Source organism: Pseudonocardia tropica (assembly GCF_040105315.1).
Lineage (GTDB): Bacteria > Actinomycetota > Actinomycetes > Mycobacteriales > Pseudonocardiaceae > Pseudonocardia > Pseudonocardia alni.
In genome coordinates this window covers 15,659-32,478 of sequence record NZ_JBEDNP010000027.1, presented here as the reverse complement: position 1 = coordinate 32,478, position 16,820 = coordinate 15,659, and the positions used below count along the sequence as shown (strand labels likewise).

Annotated in this window: 13 protein-coding genes, 1 rRNA gene and 1 pseudogene; 14 read left to right on the top strand and 1 reads right to left on the bottom strand. The window is 76.4% G+C overall.

All coding sequences use genetic code 11. From position 1 onward, the window contains the following. The first annotated feature begins 4 nt into the window (after positions 1-4). From rrf to WHI96_RS25800, 12 genes and pseudogenes are all read left to right on the top strand, one after another. Positions 5-121, top strand: a 5S ribosomal RNA gene (rrf, locus tag WHI96_RS25855). A 43-nt stretch (positions 122-164) separates the two neighbouring features. Then, a pseudogene (locus WHI96_RS27980) lies at positions 165-1,457 on the top strand (hypothetical protein); the annotation flags it as partial. A 60-nt stretch (positions 1,458-1,517) separates the two neighbouring features. Further along, on the top strand, positions 1,518-3,245 hold the full coding sequence (locus tag WHI96_RS25845; protein WP_345645323.1) for a hypothetical protein: 1,728 nt from the start codon (positions 1,518-1,520) through the stop codon (positions 3,243-3,245). Continuing rightward, positions 3,242-4,249, top strand: a complete 1,008-nt coding sequence (locus WHI96_RS25840) for an HAD-IIA family hydrolase (RefSeq protein ID WP_345645326.1) — start codon at positions 3,242-3,244, stop codon at positions 4,247-4,249. The genes WHI96_RS25845 and WHI96_RS25840 overlap by 4 nt, the downstream gene beginning before the upstream one ends. Positions 4,250-4,319: 70 nt before the next feature. Then, entirely contained in the window at positions 4,320-4,526 is a 207-nt protein-coding gene (locus WHI96_RS25835) for a hypothetical protein (protein ID WP_062402852.1), read from the top strand. Positions 4,527-4,528: 2 nt separating this feature from the next. Continuing rightward, positions 4,529-5,362, top strand: coding sequence for a TlyA family RNA methyltransferase (locus tag WHI96_RS25830; protein WP_345645330.1), 834 nt, complete (start codon positions 4,529-4,531; stop codon positions 5,360-5,362). Continuing rightward, on the top strand, positions 5,359-6,285 hold the full coding sequence (locus WHI96_RS25825) for an NAD kinase (RefSeq protein WP_345645332.1): 927 nt from the start codon (positions 5,359-5,361) through the stop codon (positions 6,283-6,285). The genes WHI96_RS25830 and WHI96_RS25825 overlap by 4 nt, the downstream gene beginning before the upstream one ends. Before the next feature lie 90 nt (positions 6,286-6,375). Further along, complete coding sequence (gene recN, locus WHI96_RS25820; protein WP_345645335.1) at positions 6,376-8,364, top strand: DNA repair protein RecN; 1,989 nt, start codon at positions 6,376-6,378, stop codon at positions 8,362-8,364. A 172-nt stretch (positions 8,365-8,536) separates the two neighbouring features. Then, on the top strand, positions 8,537-9,724 hold the full coding sequence (gene steA, locus WHI96_RS25815; RefSeq protein ID WP_345645337.1) for a putative cytokinetic ring protein SteA: 1,188 nt from the start codon (positions 8,537-8,539) through the stop codon (positions 9,722-9,724). After that, positions 9,721-10,644, top strand: coding sequence for a copper transporter (locus tag WHI96_RS25810; RefSeq protein WP_345645339.1), 924 nt, complete (start codon positions 9,721-9,723; stop codon positions 10,642-10,644). Before steA ends, WHI96_RS25810 begins: the two co-directional genes overlap by 4 nt. A 22-nt stretch (positions 10,645-10,666) precedes the next feature. Beyond that, positions 10,667-12,445, top strand: coding sequence for a CTP synthase (pyrG, locus tag WHI96_RS25805; RefSeq protein ID WP_345645341.1), 1,779 nt, complete (start codon positions 10,667-10,669; stop codon positions 12,443-12,445). Positions 12,446-12,614: 169 nt separating this feature from the next. Next, positions 12,615-13,247, top strand: a complete 633-nt coding sequence (locus WHI96_RS25800) for an NUDIX domain-containing protein (RefSeq protein WP_345645344.1) — start codon at positions 12,615-12,617, stop codon at positions 13,245-13,247. 62 nt (positions 13,248-13,309) lie between these two features. Here WHI96_RS25800 and WHI96_RS25795 read toward each other — a convergent pair whose 3' ends face one another. After that, the gene (locus WHI96_RS25795; RefSeq protein WP_345645347.1) at positions 13,310-14,356 is read right to left on the bottom strand and encodes a DUF1707 domain-containing protein; all 1,047 of its coding nucleotides are present in this window, start codon (positions 14,354-14,356) and stop codon (positions 13,310-13,312) included. A gap of 530 nt (positions 14,357-14,886) precedes the next feature. Here WHI96_RS25795 and WHI96_RS25790 point away from each other — a divergent pair. Both WHI96_RS25790 and WHI96_RS25785 read left to right on the top strand, forming a co-directional pair. After that, positions 14,887-15,879: an LLM class F420-dependent oxidoreductase gene (locus WHI96_RS25790; protein ID WP_345645350.1), complete on the top strand. Its 993-nt coding sequence runs from the start codon at positions 14,887-14,889 to the stop codon at positions 15,877-15,879. Between the two features lie 3 nt (positions 15,880-15,882). Beyond that, a complete protein-coding gene (locus WHI96_RS25785) occupies positions 15,883-16,806 on the top strand; it encodes a site-specific tyrosine recombinase XerD (protein WP_345645353.1) in 924 nt (307 codons plus the stop codon). The last annotated feature ends 14 nt before the right edge of the window (positions 16,807-16,820 follow it).

The following is a 16,820-nucleotide window of genomic DNA, read 5'->3' as shown; positions in this document are numbered from 1 at the left end:
TGTTGTCGGTGGTCATTGCGGTAGGGAAACGCCCGGTCCCATTCCGAACCCGGTAGCTAAGCCTTCCAGCGCCGATGGTACTGCACTCGCCAGGGTGTGGGAGAGTAGGTCGCCGCCGACATTCAACCTCTGAAAGGGGAGTCCGCAACGGTGTAGAAGCCGCTGTGGACTCCCCTTTTTCGTATGTCTGCAGCCGTGTCCGCCTCGCTGCGCGGACCGGTTCGCCCAGTGCGGTCGCCGACCGCGGAAGTGACGGTGTTCGTTTGTACCCTGACCACGTGACGGACGGGGAACGTCCCGGCAACGGCCGGGCAGGCGAGGAGCGCGGCTCGCGCAGCGGGTCGGGATGGTCGCGCGGCGATGACCAGCGGGGACGGCGCCGCGACGGCGACGACCGCACGCGTCGCGACGACCGGGGCAACCGCAGCGGCGGCGACCGTGCGCGCGACGACCGGGGACGTCCGGGCGAGCGCCGCACCGAGGGCCGCTCCTGGTCCGACCGGGGTGGACGCGACACCGGCCGGCGCGACAGCGGCTTCCGCGGCGACGACCGCTCCGACCGCGGGCCGCGTCGCGACGACGACCGTCGCCCCGCCCGTGACGACGACCGTCGTTCCGGTGGCACCGGCCGGCGTGACTCGTTCCGGGGTGGACGCGACGACCGTGGTGGCCGGCCCTCCGCGGGCCGTGACGACCGCCGTCCCTACCGGGACCGCGACGACCGTGGCCCCCGTCCGCAGGGCGACGACGACCGCGGCGGACGCTCGTTCCGGGGCCGCGACGACCGCGCCGGTCGTCCCTCCTCCGGTCGTGACGACCGTGGTGGCCGCTCGTTCTCCGGCCGCGACGACCGTGGCGGCCGTCCGTTCCGCGGCGGTGACGACCGCGGCGGTCGCCCCTCCGGCGACCGTGACGACCGCGGTGCCCGCTCCTTCCGTGACCGCGACGACCGCGGCGGCCGTTCCTTCGGCGGCCGTGACGACCGTGCCCCTCGTCCGCAGCGCGACGACGACCGCGGTGGGCGTTCGTTCCGCGACCGTGACGACCGAGGGGGACGTCCGTCCGGTGACCGCGGTGCCCGCTCCTTCCGGGACCGTGACGACCGTGGCGCCCGTCCGCACCGCGACGACGACCGCGGCGGCCGTTCGTTCCGTGATCGCGACGACCGGGCCGGTCGCCCGTCCCGGGACCGTGACGACCGCGGCGGCCGTTCCTCCGGCAGCCGTGACGACCGTGGTGCCCGTCCCTACCGCGATCGCGACGACCGTGCGCCGCGCGGCCGGGACGAACGCGGGGACGGCCGGCGCGGCTCGTTCCGGGACCGTGACGACCGTGGCGCCCGTCCGCAGCGCGACGACGACCGTGGTGCCCGTCCCTACCGGGACCGTGACGACCGCGCGCCCCGTGGTCGCGAGGACCGGGGCGACGACCGGCGCAGCCCGTCCGGGGACCGGGAGGACCGCCCGTACCGTGTCCGGGAGGAGCGACCGTCGCACGACCGCCCGTCCGAGCGGTCCGTGGCCGTCGAGCCCCGGGACGTCGCGCAGCCGGACGCCGTGCGGGCCGACCCGGCCGGTGACGCGCCTGCCGTGACGCCGTCGACGACCGACACGCGGGAGTCGGCCGCGGCGACCGGCGGCACCGCCTCCGACACCCGGGTTCCGGAGACCTCGCCCGCGGTGGCGGCCGGCGCGCCGGTCACCCGCGACGAGCGCACCGACGACGTGGGAAGCACGGGCAGCACCGCGCCCGACGGCCCCCGGTCCGACAGCGGGGACCGGACCGACACCCCCGTGACCGACTCCCGTGGGCCCGGTACCGAGGCCGACGCCGTCGACCGCGCCGGGACCGCCCCGGGCACGACCGGGTCCGACGGCGACACCGCCGACGGTCCGCGCGCGGACCGTGCCGAGCGTCCCGTCGGGCGCGACGGGAGTCACCCGCTCCGCGACCGTGACGACCGTGGTCCGCGCCGGGAGCGTGACGACCGTGGCCCGCGTGGCGGCCGTGACGACCGTGGACCGCGCTCCGGCCGTGACGACCGCAGGCTCGACGACCGGGGCCGGAACGACCGTGGCCGTGACGACCGCCGTGACCGCGACGCCCGTCCGCGGCGGGCGATCCCGGAGTCGGCCGAGCGGACCTTCGTCGCCGAGCCGGACCTGCCGGACTCGGTGACCGCCGCCGAGCTCGACCCGAGCGTGCGCCGGGACCTGCGCGGCCTCCAGAAGGAGACCGCCGAGGTCGTGGCGCGGCACCTCGTCGCCGCGGGACTACTCGTCGACGAGGACGCCGTGCAGGCTCTCGAGCACGTGCGCTACGCGCGGCGCCGGGCGTCGCGGATCGCCGTCGTCCGGGAGGCCGCCGGCATCGTCGCCTACCACGCGGGGGAGTGGAACGAGGCCCTCGGCGAGTTCCGTGCCGCCCGCCGGATGGGCGGCGGACCGGGGCACGTGCACGTCATGGCCGACATCGAGCGTGCCCTCGGCCGTCCCGAGCGTGCTCTCGACCTGGCCCGCAGCCCGGAGGCCCGCGACCTCGGCCCTGAGGAGCGGATCGAGCTGCTCATCGTCGCCGCGGGAGCCCGGCGCGACCTGGGTGAGGCCGACGCCGCCGTCGTCGGTCTCCAGGTCCCCGAGCTCGACGCGGTCCGCCGCGACCCGTGGAGCGCGCGGCTGTTCTACGCCTACGCCGACAACCTGCTCGCCGCCGGCCGGGAGTCGGAGGCCGTGCAGTGGTTCGTCCACGCCCACGACGCCGACCAGCACCGGGAGACCGACGCGGCCGCGCGCATCGCCGAGCTGACCGGTGACGAGCTCGAGGGCGCCGACGACGAGCTCTCCGTCGGCTGGGAGGACGTGCCCCCGGCCGCCGACGACCACGCCGACGCGCCGTACACCGACGCGCCGTACACCGACGCGCCGTACACCGACGCGCCGTACACCGACGCGCCGTACACCGACGCGCCGTACACCGACGCCCCGGCACCGTCCGGTCGGATCGACGCCGACGACCGCACCGACGCAGCCGGCGACCCCGGTGACCCCGGCGACGGGGCAGGGACCGAGGTCCCGAGCATCGACGGGACCGACGAGGGCGGGACCGACGAGGGCGGGACCGACGAGGTCCGCGGCGACACCGACGCGACCGACGGAGACGTCGTGGTCGAGGAGCCGGACGCCTCCGAGGCGGCTCCCTCCGCGGACCGGCAGCAGGGCCGGGACACCGGGGCCGGCGACCGGTGACCGACGACCTGCTGTCCCGCCACGACGTCCTCCTGGCCGACCTCGACGGCACCCTCTACCGGGGCCCCGAGGTCGTCCCGGGGGCCGTCGAGGCGGTGCTCGGGGCGGCGGACCGCGGCGTGCCCACGGTGTACGTCACCAACAACGCCTCCCGCAGCCCCGCCGACGTCGCGGCGCACCTCGCCGAGCTCGGCTTCCCGGCGCGCGTCGAGGACGTCCGCACCAGCTCGCAGGCCGCGGCCGCGATGCTGGCCGACCAGCTCCCGCCGGGCGCGCGGGTGCTGGTCGTCGGCACGTCGGCACTGGCCGACGAGGTCCGGGCCCGCGGGCTCGCCGTCGTCGGTGACGCCGAGGGCGCGGACGCCGTCGTCCAGGGGCACTCGCCCGACACCGGGTGGCGGATCCTGGCCGAGGCGGTCGTCGCCGTCCGGGCCGGAGCGCTGTGGGTCGCCTCCAACGTCGACCCCACCCTGCCCACCGAGCGCGGTGCGCTGCCCGGCAACGGCTCGATGGTCCAGGTCGTGCGCACGGCGACCGGTGCGCGGCCGCAGGTGGCGGGCAAGCCCGCCGCCCGGCTGCTCCGCGAGGGGTGCGGCGACGCGCAGGCCCCGCTCGTCATCGGGGACCGGCTCGACACCGACATCGAGGGTGCCAACGCCATGGGCGCCCCGTCGCTGCTGGTCCTGACCGGGGTCAGCGGCGCCGCGGAGCTGCTCGCCGCCGCCCCGGAGCTGCGGCCCACCCACATCGGCGCCGACCTCGCCGCGCTCACCCGCCCACCGGACGAGCTGGCCCCCGGGCCGCGGCCCGGCTGGGACGTCCGCGCCGACGGCGGCACGCTCGTGCTGTCCGGCGACGGGGCCGGCCCCGAACCCACGGTGGATGCGCTGCGTGCCCTGTGTGCGGTGGCCTGGAAGCAGGGCGTCCAGGACGTCCGTGCCGACGGTGCCGCCGCCGCCGCGGCGCTGGCGGAGCTCGGCCTGGCGGAGCGGCCAGGGCGGTGACGCCGCGTCGCGGCCGCTGTCGGGACCGTCGGCTACCGTGGCGTCAGAACCCCGTCCCCGGAGATCATCGATGAGCGTTCCCGCACCCGGACCCCGCCCGGGCGACCCGCGGCCCGAGCAGGACCGCCCGGTCGCGGCCCTGCGTGCCGAGGTCGACGCGGCCGTCGCGGCGCTCGACGCGCTGGACGACCGTCCGGTCTCCGAGCACCCGGCCGCGTTCGAGCGGGTGCACGCCGCGCTCGGTCGCGCGCTGAGCGCCGGCTCGGAACGGGAGTGACGATGGGCCCCACCCGCGCCCGGCTGGACGCCGAACTCGTCCGCCGCAAGCTCGCCCGCTCCCGCGGCCAGGCCGCCGAGCTGATCGCCGCAGGCCGGGTCGTCGTCAACGGCATGCCGGCGGCGAAGCCCGCCACCGTGGTGGACCGGGACGCGCCCGTCCTCGTCCGCCCGGACGACGACGGCGCGCCCGACTGGGCCTCCCGCGGCGCCAGGAAGCTGCTCGGCGCCCTCGACGCGTTCACCGGCGTCGACCCCGCCGGGCGGCGCTGCCTCGACGCGGGCGCCTCCACCGGCGGCTTCACCGATGTGCTGCTCACCCGCGGGGCGGCCGAGGTCGTCGCCGTCGACGTCGGGTACGGCCAGCTGGTCTGGCGGCTGCAGTCCGACGAGCGCGTCCACGTGCACGACCGCACCAACGTCCGGGCCCTCGAACCGGAGCAGATCGGTGGGACGGTCGCCCTGACCGTCGCCGACCTGTCGTTCATCTCGCTGCGCACCGTGCTGCCGGCCCTCGCCGCCTGCACCGCGCCCGGAGGCGACCTGCTGCCCATGGTGAAACCACAGTTCGAGGTCGGGAAGGACCGGCTCGGCTCCGGCGGGGTCGTGCGGGACCCGGGCCTGCGCACCGAGGCGCTGCACGGGGTCGCGACCGCCGCCGCCGCAGCCGGGCTGCACGTCCTCGGCGCCACCGCGAGCCCGCTGCCCGGCCCGTCGGGCAACGTCGAGTACTTCCTGCACCTGCGCCGGCCCGCCGACGGCCCGGCCGGCGTCGCCCCCGAGCAGCCCGAGCTCGCGCCGATGCTGGCCGCCGCGGTCGCGGACGGCCCCGCATGAGGGACATCCTGCTGGTCCTGCACACCGGGCGGCCCACCAACCGCAAGACCGCACTGCACGTGATGGGCGAGCTCGGGCGGCTCGGCCTGCGCACCCGGGTGCTCGCCGACGAGTGGGCCGAGCTCGCCGCGGACCCCGACGTCCCCGCCGGCTACGAGCCCGTCCCGGTCCCCGGGAGCCCGGAGTGCGCCCGCGGCGCCGAGGCGGTCCTGGTCCTCGGCGGTGACGGCACCCTGCTGCGCGCCGCCGACCTCGCCCGCCACGCCGGAGTGCCGCTGCTGGGCGTCAACCTCGGCCACGTCGGCTTCCTCGCCGAGGCCGAGGAGGACACCCTGCCCGAGGCCCTGCAGAAGCTCGCCGACGGCGACTACGAGGTCGAGGAACGCACGACCCTCGAGGCCGTCGTCACCGCCGCCGGGCAGGTGCTCGGCCGGGCCTGGGCGCTGAACGAGGCCGTCGTCGAGAAGACCACCCGCGGCCGCATCCTCGAGGTCGTCCTCGAGGTCGACGGCCGCCCGGTGTCCTCCTTCGGCTGCGACGGGGTGCTCTGCTCCACCCCGACCGGCTCCACCGCCTACGCCTTCTCCGCGGGTGGGCCGCTGATCTGGCCCCAGGTGCAGGCGCTGCTGGTGGTCCCCAGCAACGCACACGCCCTGTTCGCCCGGCCGATGGTGATCGCGCCGCAGAGCACCGTCGCGATCGAGGTGTCCGCCGACGGCCCGTCCGCCGTGCTGGACTGCGACGGCCGCCGCACCGTCGCGGTGCCGCCCGGGGCCCGGGTGGAGCTGCGCCGCGCCTCGGAGCCCGTGCGGATGGTCCGGCTGGCTGCGCAGCCCTTCGCCGACCGGCTCGTGCGCAAGTTCGACCTGCCCGTCCGGGGCTGGCGCGGGGCCCGGACCCAGCCACCGGCTTCGAACGCCTGATCGACCGTTCGGCGCACGGGAACATCCGTTCGGTGCCGTTCGCGTGTCGGGGCTCGAACGCTGTCGGTGTTCGAACGTATGGTCCCACGCATGTTGTCCGAGATGCGGATCCAGGGCCTCGGCGTGATCGACGACGCGACCCTGGAACTCGACCCGGGCCTGACCGTGCTGACCGGCGAGACCGGCGCCGGCAAGACCATGGTCGTGACCGGGCTGAACCTCCTCGGCGGTGGCCGCGCGGAGTCCTCGCGGGTGTCGGCCGGGGCGAAGCGCGCCGTCGTCGAGGGCCGGTTCGCGGCCTCGCCGGGGGCGCTGGAGCTGGCCGAGGAGGTGGGCGCCGAGGCCGACGACGACGGGTCGCTGATCGCGGCGCGCACCGTGTCGGCCGACGGGCGCTCCCGGGCCCACCTGGGCGGGCGGTCGGTGCCCAACGGGGTGCTGGGCAGGCTCGCCGAGACCCAGCTCGCCGTGCACGGGCAGAACGACCAGCTGCGGCTGCTGCGCGGTTCCGACCAGCGCGCCCTGCTCGACCGGTTCGCCGGAGACCCCGTCGCGGTCCCGCTGGCCGCCTACCGGGCGGTGCGCACCGAGTGGCTGCAGGTGGTCACCGAGCTCGCCGAGCGGCGGGACAACGCCCGCCGGCTCGCCCAGGAGGCGGACCTGCTGCGCCACGGTCTCGCCGAGATCGAGGCCGCCGACCCACAGCCCGGTGAGGACCGCGAGCTCGTCGAACAGGCCCGCCGGATGGCCGAGGCCGACGACCTGCGGGCCGCCGCCGAGAGCGCACACCTCGCACTGTCCGGCTCGGACGACGGCGAGGCCCCCGGCGCCGTCGGGCTCGCCGGGCAGGCGAAGGGTCTCGCCGAGGGCAGCGGCGACCCCGCACTGGAGGAGCTGTGCCCGCGCCTGACCGAGGCCATCGCGGTGCTCGCCGACGCCGCGGCCGAGCTGTCCGGCTACCTCGACCGGCTCGACGCCGACCCCGAGCTGCTGTCCCGCGTCCTGACCCGCCAGGCCGAGCTCAAGGCACTCACCCGCAAGTACGCCGCGGACACCGACGGCGTGCTGGCCTGGGCCGCCACCGCCCGCGACCGGCTGTCCGGGCTCGACACCTCCGACGAGGCGCTCGCCGAGCTGTCGGCCCGCCGTGACGCGCTCGCCGGTGAGCTGGCCGGCCACGCCGCCGCGATCACCGCGGCGCGCACCGCCGCCGCGTCCCGGCTGGCCGAGGCGACCACGGCGGAGCTCGCCGGGCTCGCCATGAAGGACGCGACGTTGCAGGTCGGCGTGCAGCCGCGGCCCGCCGCCGACACCGGGCCGGTGCTCGAGGTCGGCGGGCGGCGCTGCCAGGCCGGGGCGAGCGGCGTCGACGAGGTCGAGATCCGGCTCGTCCCGCACGCCGGGGCGGCGGCCCAGCCGCTGCACAAGGGCGCCTCCGGCGGCGAGCTGTCCCGGGTCATGCTGGCCCTGGAGGTCGCGCTCGCCGGCGCCGACCCGGTGCCGACCATGGTGTTCGACGAGGTCGACGCCGGCGTCGGCGGCCGGGCCGCGGTGGAGATCGGCCGCCGGCTCGCGCAGCTGGCGGCCCGCCACCAGGTCATCGTCGTCACGCATCTGCCGCAGGTCGCGGCGTACGCCGACCGGCACCTCGTGGTGCAGAAGGCGTCCGGGGCGGGGGTCACCCGCTCCAGCGTGCGGCGGCTCACCGAGGAGGAGCGCACCGGGGAGCTGGCACGGATGCTGGCCGGGATGGACGACACCGACACCGGCCGCGCGCACGCCGAGGAGCTGCTCAGCGCCGCGACCGCGCACCGGGAGGCCGACCGCGCGGCGACCCGGCCCGCGGACCTCGCCGAGGCCCGGTCGCGTCGCGCACAGTCCCGGCGCGGCCGGACCGCGCAGGACACGGAGACCGGCGTCGCGACAACGCCGGCGGAGGGGGCGGTCCCCGGGCCGCGCGGCACCGTCTCCCGCGGCACCGTCTCCCGCGGCACCGACCCCCGCAGCACCGACCCGGACGGCGCCGCGGACCGTCCCGCCGCCGCGTCGCGGCGCCGCCGGGTCGCCCGGGCCGGCTGAGCGGGCCGGCCGACGGCCGTCGGGCGGCGTGCCGTCGCTGTGGGTGAGCGGCGCGGTGCTCCGGGCGCCGCCACCCGGGGTGCGACGGGGGGATCGTCCGGGCCGGTGACGTCGCGGTCTCGCGCGGCGTGCCTGCGTGGTCACGGACGCCCCACCTGTCACAGTGCGCCACATGAAGCTGTCCGGCCTGCTGCACCGTTCCCGACCGGAGCTGCCGGGCCTGACCGGCCCGGCCCGCGCCGACCGCCGTATCGAGTCGGTGCTCCGGCGCCTGCGCCCCGGCGACATCGCCGTGATCGACCAGGTCGACCTGGACCGGGCGACCGCGGACGCGCTCGTCGCCGCCCGGGTCGCCGCGGTCGTCAACGCCGCCCCGTCGATCTCCGGCCGGTTCCCGAACCTCGGCCCGCAGGTGCTCGTCGAGGCCGGCATCCCGCTCGTCGACGACTGCGGTCCCGACACCCTGCGCGCGGTCAAGGACGGCATCCGGGTGCGGCTGCACGACGGCGTCCTCTACACCGGCGAGCAGCCGCTGTGCGAGGGCCGCGAGCAGACCGAGGACACCGTCGCCGACGCCCTGGACGAGGCCAAGCAGGGCCTGACCCACCAGCTCGAGGCGTTCGCCGCGAACACCATCGAGTTCATGCGCCGCGAGCGCTCGCTGCTCCTCGACGGGCACGGCGTCCCCGAGGTCGACGTCGCCCTCGACGGGCGGCCGGTGCTCGTCGTCGCCGCCGGGTTCGACCATCTCGCCGTGCTCAAGCGGCTCAAGGCCTACATCACGGAGTACCGGCCGGTGCTCGTCGGCGTCGGGGCGGGCGCGGACGCGCTGCTCAACGCGCGCCACCGCCCGGACCTCATCGTCGCCGACCCGTCCGAGGTGTCGAACCAGGCGCTGACCAGCGGCGCCGACGTCGTCGTCCCGGCCTTCCCCGACGGCCACGCGCCGGGGCTGCACCGTGTGCAGGACCTGGGCGCCAGCGCCGTCACGTTCCCGTCGATGGCCAATCCCGAGGACCTCGCCCTGCTGCTCGCCCACCACCGCGGCGCCTCGATGATCGTCACGGTCGGGCTGTCGGCGTCGATGGGGGAGTTCCTCGACCGCGGGCGGTCCGGCAGCAACGCCTCGACGTTCCTGACCCGGCTGCAGGCCGGGGGCAGCGTCGTCGACGGCGCGATGATCGCCCAGATGTACCGGAGCCGGACCTCGTTCGCGCCGCTGCTGCTGCTCATCGCGGCCGCGGTGGTCGCGGTCGTCGTCGCCGTGCTGGTGTCCGGCGGCGGCCCCGCGGTGCTGGAGTGGACGCGCGGCGTGCTGGAGAGCGTGCGGGCACTGGTCGCCGGCTGGTTCCCGGCGTGATCTCGCGGCGCCACCACCGCATCGCCCTGGTCGCGGTGTTCGTGCTGGCCCTCGCGGCCGGGTTCGTCCTCGCCGTCGTCGGGCTGCCGCAGCGCATCGCCGACGTCGCTGCGTCGGGGGCGGACACGGGCGAGACCGCCCGGCTGAGCGTCGAACGCGACATCCTGGCCGCGCAGCTGCGCGCCGGCGACGAGTTCGCCGGCCGCGTCGGACCGGACCTGGTGCGCGGGAAGCTCACCGGGGTGCCCGTGACCGTGGTGGCGCTCGGCGCCGACCCGGCCGACACACGCGCGGTCGCCGAGCTCGTCGTCGCCGCGGGGGGCAGCGTCGCGGGGGAGGTCGTGCTCACCCCGGCCGTCACCGACCCGGCCCGCGCCGACCAGCTGCGCGACCTGTCCGCACGGCTTCTTCCGTCGGGGGCGCAACTCCCCACCGCCACGGACGCCGGTGCGCTCGCCGGGGGCCTGCTCGGCTCCGCGCTGCTGGCCCCGCCCGACGGGCCCGCACCCGACCCGGACGGGGCCGGCGCGGTGCTCGCCGGGCTCGCCGGCGGCGGCTTCGCCGAGGCCCCGCAGGGCAGGCCCGCGGCCGGACGAGTGGCCGTCGTCGTCACCGGGGCCGCGTACTCCGGTGTGGACGCCGACGCCTCGGCGTCCACCGCCGCGGCACTGGCCGCGGAGCTCGACCGGCGTGGCGCGGGAGCCGTGCTGGCCGGGCGGGACGCCGCGGACGGTTCGGCCGTCGCCGCCGCCCGCGCGGCCGGGGCCGGTCCGGTGGGCCGGCTCGCCACCGTCGACGGCGTCGGCACCGGCGCCGGGCGGGTCGCGACCGTGCTCGCACTCGCCGAACGACAGGCAGGAGGCACCGGCCGCTACGGTTCCGGGGCCGGAACGGTGGGGCCGGTTCCCGCCGCCCCTTGACCGATCGGTAGGCTGAAACTCCGTGCAGACTCGCGCCACCCGTCATCTGTTCGTCACCGGTGGGGTCGCGTCCTCGCTGGGTAAGGGCCTGACCGCCTCCAGTCTCGGTCAGTTGCTCACCGCGCGCGGGCTTCGCGTCACCATGCAGAAGCTCGACCCCTACCTGAACGTCGACCCCGGGACGATGAACCCGTTCCAGCACGGCGAGGTGTTCGTCACCGAGGACGGTGCCGAGACCGACCTCGACGTCGGCCACTACGAGCGGTTCCTGGACCGCGACCTCGCCGGGCGGGCCAACGTCACCACCGGCCAGGTCTACTCCGAGGTCATCGCCAAGGAGCGCCGCGGCGAGTACCTCGGTGACACCGTCCAGGTCATCCCGCACATCACCAACGAGATCAAGGACCGCGTCCTCGCGATGGCCGAGCCCGACGCCGAGGGCCTGGCCCCCGACGTCGTCATCACCGAGGTCGGCGGCACCATCGGCGACATCGAGTCGCTGCCGTTCGTCGAGGCCGCCCGCCAGGTCCGCCACGAGGTCGGCCGGGACAACTGCTTCTTCCTGCACGTGTCGCTGGTGCCGTACCTGGCGCCGTCGGGCGAGCTGAAGACCAAGCCGACCCAGCACTCCGTCGCGGCGCTGCGCAACATCGGCATCCAGCCCGACGCGGTGGTCCTGCGCGCCGACCGGGAGATCCCCGAGGGCATGAAGCGCAAGATCTCGCTGATGTGCGACATCGAGCTCGACGGCGTCGCCGCGTGCCCGGACGCCCCGTCGATCTACGACATCCCGAAGGTGCTGCACGGCGAGGGCCTCGACGCCTACGTCGTGCGCCGGCTCGGGCTGCCGTTCCGCGACGTCGACTGGACCGTGTGGGGCGACCTGCTCGACCGCGTCCACCACCCGCGGGAGACCGCGACGATCGCGCTGGTCGGCAAGTACGTCGACCTGCCCGACGCCTACCTCTCGGTCACCGAGGCGCTGCGGGCCGGCGGCTTCGCCCACCACGCGAAGGTCGCGATCCGCTGGGTGCCCTCGGACTCGTGCGAGACCCCGGCCGGTGCGGCCGAGGCGCTCGACGGCGTCGACGGGGTTCTCGTCCCCGGCGGCTTCGGCATCCGCGGCATCGAGGGCAAGCTCGGCGCGATCACCCACGCCCGCACCCGGCGGATCCCCACCCTGGGGCTGTGCCTGGGCCTGCAGTGCATGGTGATCGAGACCGCGCGCAGCGTCGCCGGCCTGGAGGGCGCCAGCTCGACCGAGTTCGACCCGGGGACCGCGCACCCGGTGATCTCGACGATGGCGACCCAGCGCGACGTCGTCGCGGGCGAGCGGGACATGGGCGGCACCATGCGCCTGGGTGCCTACCCGGCGGTGCTGCAGCCCGGCTCGGTCGCGGCGAAGGCGTACGGGTCGCGCGAGATCTCCGAGCGGCACCGGCACCGCTTCGAGGTCAACAACGCCTACCGGCAGCAGCTCACCGAGGCGGGCCTGGTGTTCGGGACCTCCCCGGACGGGACGCTGGTGGAGTTCGTGGAGCTGCCGTCGTCGCAGCACCCGTTCTTCGTCGGGACCCAGGCGCACCCCGAGCTCAAGAGCCGCCCGACCCGGCCGCACCCGCTGTTCGCGGCGTTCGTCAAGGCGGCGCTGCGCTACCGGGCCGAGGACCGGCTGCCGGTGCACCTGCCCGGCCGGGACAACACCGACGCCGACGACGCCGAGACGGTCGAGGGCGACAGTGTCGCCGTCGGCGCGGGCGGCAACGGCGTGGCCCGGGCCGAGAGCACCTCCGCCCGATGACCCCGACCGGACCGGGCCGCCGCCGGTGGCCCGGTCCGGCACGGCGGTGCGGGGCCCTGCCGCCGGGCGCGGCACGCGGCCCGTACGGCCCGCGCACCCCGCACGGGCCGGGCCCGGCGACTACTGTCCGACGGGTGATCGAACTGCGCACCCGCCGGGCGGTGACCCGGTGACCCGCCCCGGTGAGCACGACTTCCCGGTCCGCTCGGCCACCGACATCTACTCCGGCCGCGTCATGGCGCTGCGGTCGGACCGCGTCGTCATGCCCGGCGGCCGGGTCGCGACCCGCGAGATCCTGGAGCACCCGGGGGCGGTCGCCGTCGTCGCGGTGGACGAGGCCGGGCGGGTCCGGATGCTGCACCAGTACCGCCACGCCGTCCGGCGACGGTTGTGGGAGCTGCCCGCCGGTCTGCTCGACGTGGCGGGGGAGGACCCCGCGGTCACCGCCGACCGGGAGCTGACCGAGGAGGCCGGGCTGTCGGCGTCGGACTGGTCGGTGCTGCTCGACGTCGTGCCCTCGCCCGGGTTCTCCGACGAGTCGGTCCGCATCTTCCTGGCGCGTGACCTCGTCGAGAAGCCCCGCCCCGACCTGGGCGACGACGAGGAGGCCGACCTGGAGCTGCGCTGGATCCCGATCGCCGAGGCCGTCGGGATGGTGTTCTCCGGCGAGATCGTCAACGCGGTGTCCTGCGCCGGGCTGCTCGCGGCCCGCGCGGTGCTGGCCGGGGAGTTCGACCCGCGCCCGGTCGACGCCGAGTGGGCCGACCGCCCGTTCCGCTTCGCCCGCCGCGCCGACGAGTGATCCTCCGCCGCGCCGACGGGTGACCGCGGGCCGCGGCGACGAGTGACCGCGCCGGGCGGTTGCTAGGGCCGCAGCGGGCGTCCCTCCGGGTCCCGGGGCGACCCGGCGAGCACCACGATCCCGTCGACGAACGACCAGATCGCACCGATCCCGAAGGTCAGGAACGTGACCAGCAGCTGCGCGACGGCCAGACCGGTGTGGCCCGAGTAGAACCGGCCGATCCCGAACGGCAGGAACAGCTGCAGGAGCCCCGCGACGATCTTCTGCTTGTCCGAGTACGGCAGCCCCGAGTAGGGCTCGCGGCCGTACGGCGCGGACGGGTCGTAGCCGTAGGAGCCGTAGGAGGGGGGCCCGGGGTGCGGCGGGTAGGCCGCGCCCGGGTGCTGCTGCCCGGAGGCCCAGCCCGGCGTACCGGCGGCCCACGCCGGCCCGCCCGGGAACCCGCCGCCGGGGGACATGCCCGCGGGGCCGCTGTCCGGGTACGGCCCGGACGGGTACGTCCCGCCGGGGTACCCCGCGCCCGGGTACCCGGGCGCCCCGGGTGCCGGCCACGGCGGGCGGGGACCCGCGGTCGTCGGCGACGGGTCCGGGTAGGGGCCCGCCGCGGGGTGCCCCGACGGATCCGGGTACGGGGTGGCCCGGGTCGGGCCGGGGACGGCGAAGCGAGCGGTGCGCTCGGTGTCAGCGCTGTGCCCGTCGTCGTGGGCGCCCGCGGAGCCGGTGCCGGTGGACGTACCGGAGCGCGCGGTCGCGCCGGTGGTGGCCGGACCCGCGGCGGCGGGATCCGCGGCGCTCGGACCGGTGACCGTGGGACCGGTGGTGGGACCGGTGGCCGTGGGACCGGTGGTCGCGGGATCCGCACCGGCGGGACCACCGCTCGGGCCGTCGCCGGCCACGGACGGGTCCGTCCCCGCCCCGGTGAGCGCCGCCGGATGCGGCTCGGGCAGGTCGGTGAACAGGGCCGCCAGCTCCGCCCGCGTCGTCGCCGCCCGGGCCCGGCGCACCCGGGCGTCGAACGCGTCGACGTCCAGCGCCCCGCCCGTGTAGTGGCGGGACAGCGCCCGCACCGTCTCCTCCTGCTCGGCGTAGCCGATCGGGTCCGCGCTCATACCCCGACCGTAGCCGCGTTCAGCCGTGGTGCAGCACGCTGCGACACGCCGGATGCAGGGCGAGGCGTCGTCCGGGTCGGCGAGGTCGACGCGGAGCGCCGCCGTGGCCGAAGCCGGTCCGACGGGCCGGCAGCGAGGTGTCCGGCCGTCCCCGCAGCCGACGATCCCGACGCCGATCGGGACCAGGTCCAGGAGCACCGCCCCGAGGGTGAACGCGAGGAGCTCGTCCCCAGAAGTGCATGCCGGATCCGGGTGTCGAGCCGAGCAGGAACCGGCTCAGGTCCGGCACCTGCCCGAACCCTGTACCGCCACGCTCCACCACGAGTACCGGGTGTGCTCCCGCCGGACCCCGGCCAGGGTGTAGCCGTCCGTACCGACCCACCCCTCGTCCCGGTCTCCTCTCGGCTGGTGACGAGTACGGTAGGCGCAGGTCAGAGCCCGGTCACGGGCCGATGTGCCCGGTCCGGGGCCGACCACCGTGCGGACCGCCCTCACGGGCCGCCCCGCGACGGCCGTCCTAGGCTCGGCACATGCGTTTCGGACTCTTCGTGCCCCAGGGCTGGCGCCTCGACCTCGTCGGCATCGACCCCGCCGCCCAGTGGGACGTGATGCGCGGCCTCGCCGAGCACGCCGACCGCGGCGACGTGTGGGAGTCGGTCTGGGTCTACGACCACTTCCACACCGTCCCCGCGCCCACCGACGAGGCCTGCCACGAGGCGTGGAGCCTGATGGCCGCCTTCGCCGCGACGACCGAGCGGGTGCGGCTCGGCCAGATGTGCACCTGCATGGCCTACCGCAACCCCGCGTACCTGGCGAAGGTCGCCGCCACCACCGACGTCATCTCCAAGGGCCGCGTCGAGATGGGCATCGGCGGCGGCTGGTACGAGCACGAGTGGCGCGCCTACGGCTACGGCTTCCCCCGGCCCGGCGAGCGGCTCGGCATGCTCGACGAGGGCGTGCAGATCTTCGCCCAGGCCTGGCGGGAGGGCCGGGCCACCCTGCACGGGAAGCACTACACCGTCGACGACGCCATCGTCGCGCCCCGCCCGCTCCAGGACGGCGGCATCCCGCTGTGGATCGCCGGCGGCGGCGAGAAGGTCACCCTGAGGATCGCCGCGAAGTACGCGCAGTACACCAACTTCGACGGCACCTTCGACGGCTTCCGGCACAAGTCGGCACTGCTGGCCGACCACTGCCGCGACGTCGGCACCGACTACGACGCCATCGTCCGCTCGGCCAACTACAACGTCGCGATCGGGCACACCGAGGCCGAGGTCGAGGAGCGCCTGGCCTCGCTCGTCGCCCGGCTCGAGCCGATCGTCGGCGCGGAGAAGGCCCAGGGCGCGCTGGGTGCGTTCCGCGGGATGCCCGGCGTCGGGACCCCGGAGCAGATCGTGGAGAAGCTCTCCGCGCTGCAGGCCGTCGGCATGGGCTACGGCATCTTCTACTTCCCCGAGGCCGCCTACGACCGGTCGGGCATCGAGCTGTTCGAGCGCGAGGTCGTCCCGGCCCTGCGGGACTGACCGGTGCCGACCGTGCGCCGGGTGGCCGAGGACTACCTCGACCACCTGGCCGTCGAGCGGGGGCGGGCGCAGAACACACTGCGTTCCTACCGGCTCGACCTCGGGCGCTACCTCGACCACCTCGACCACCTGGGACGTGCGGAGCTGACCCAGGTGGTCGAGGCCGACGTCGCCGCGTTCGTCACGGCGCTGCGCACGGGCGAGCGCCCGCTGGCCGCGTCCTCGGCGGCGCGGGCGCTGGCCGCGGTGCGCGGGCTGCACCGGTTCGCGCTGCACGAGGGGCTGACCCCGACCGACGTCGCGGCCGGGGTGGCGCCGCCCGCGCTGGGCTCGCGGCTGCCGTCCGCGCTGTCGGTCGACCAGGTCGACCAGCTCCTCGCCGGCTGCGTGTCCGACGGCCCGGTCGGGCTGCGCGACCGGGCCCTGCTGGAGCTGCTGTACTCCACCGGCGCCCGGATCTCCGAGGTCGTCGGCGCCGACCTGGACGACCTGGACCCGGACGCGCGGACGATCCTGCTGCACGGCAAGGGGAACAAGCAGCGGATCGTGCCGGTCGGGCGCCCCGCGCTGGCCGCCGTCGACGCCTACCGGGTCCGGGCCCGGCCCGACCTCGCCGGACGTGGCCCGGGCAGCCCGGCGCTGCTGCTCAACGCCCGCGGCAACCGGCTGTCCCGGCAGAGCGCCTGGCACGTCCTGCGCGCCGCCGCCGAGGCGTCCGGTCTGCCCGGCGACGTCGTCGCCGCGGTCTCCCCGCACACCCTGCGGCACTGCTTCGCCACCCACCTGCTCTCCGGCGGCGCCGACGTCCGGGTGGTGCAGGAGCTGCTCGGGCACGCGAGCGTCGCGACCACGCAGATCTACACCCACGTCACCGTCGACACGCTGCGTGAGGTCTACGCCACCGCGCACCCCCGCGCCCGGGGGTGATCACGCGTTCGCGT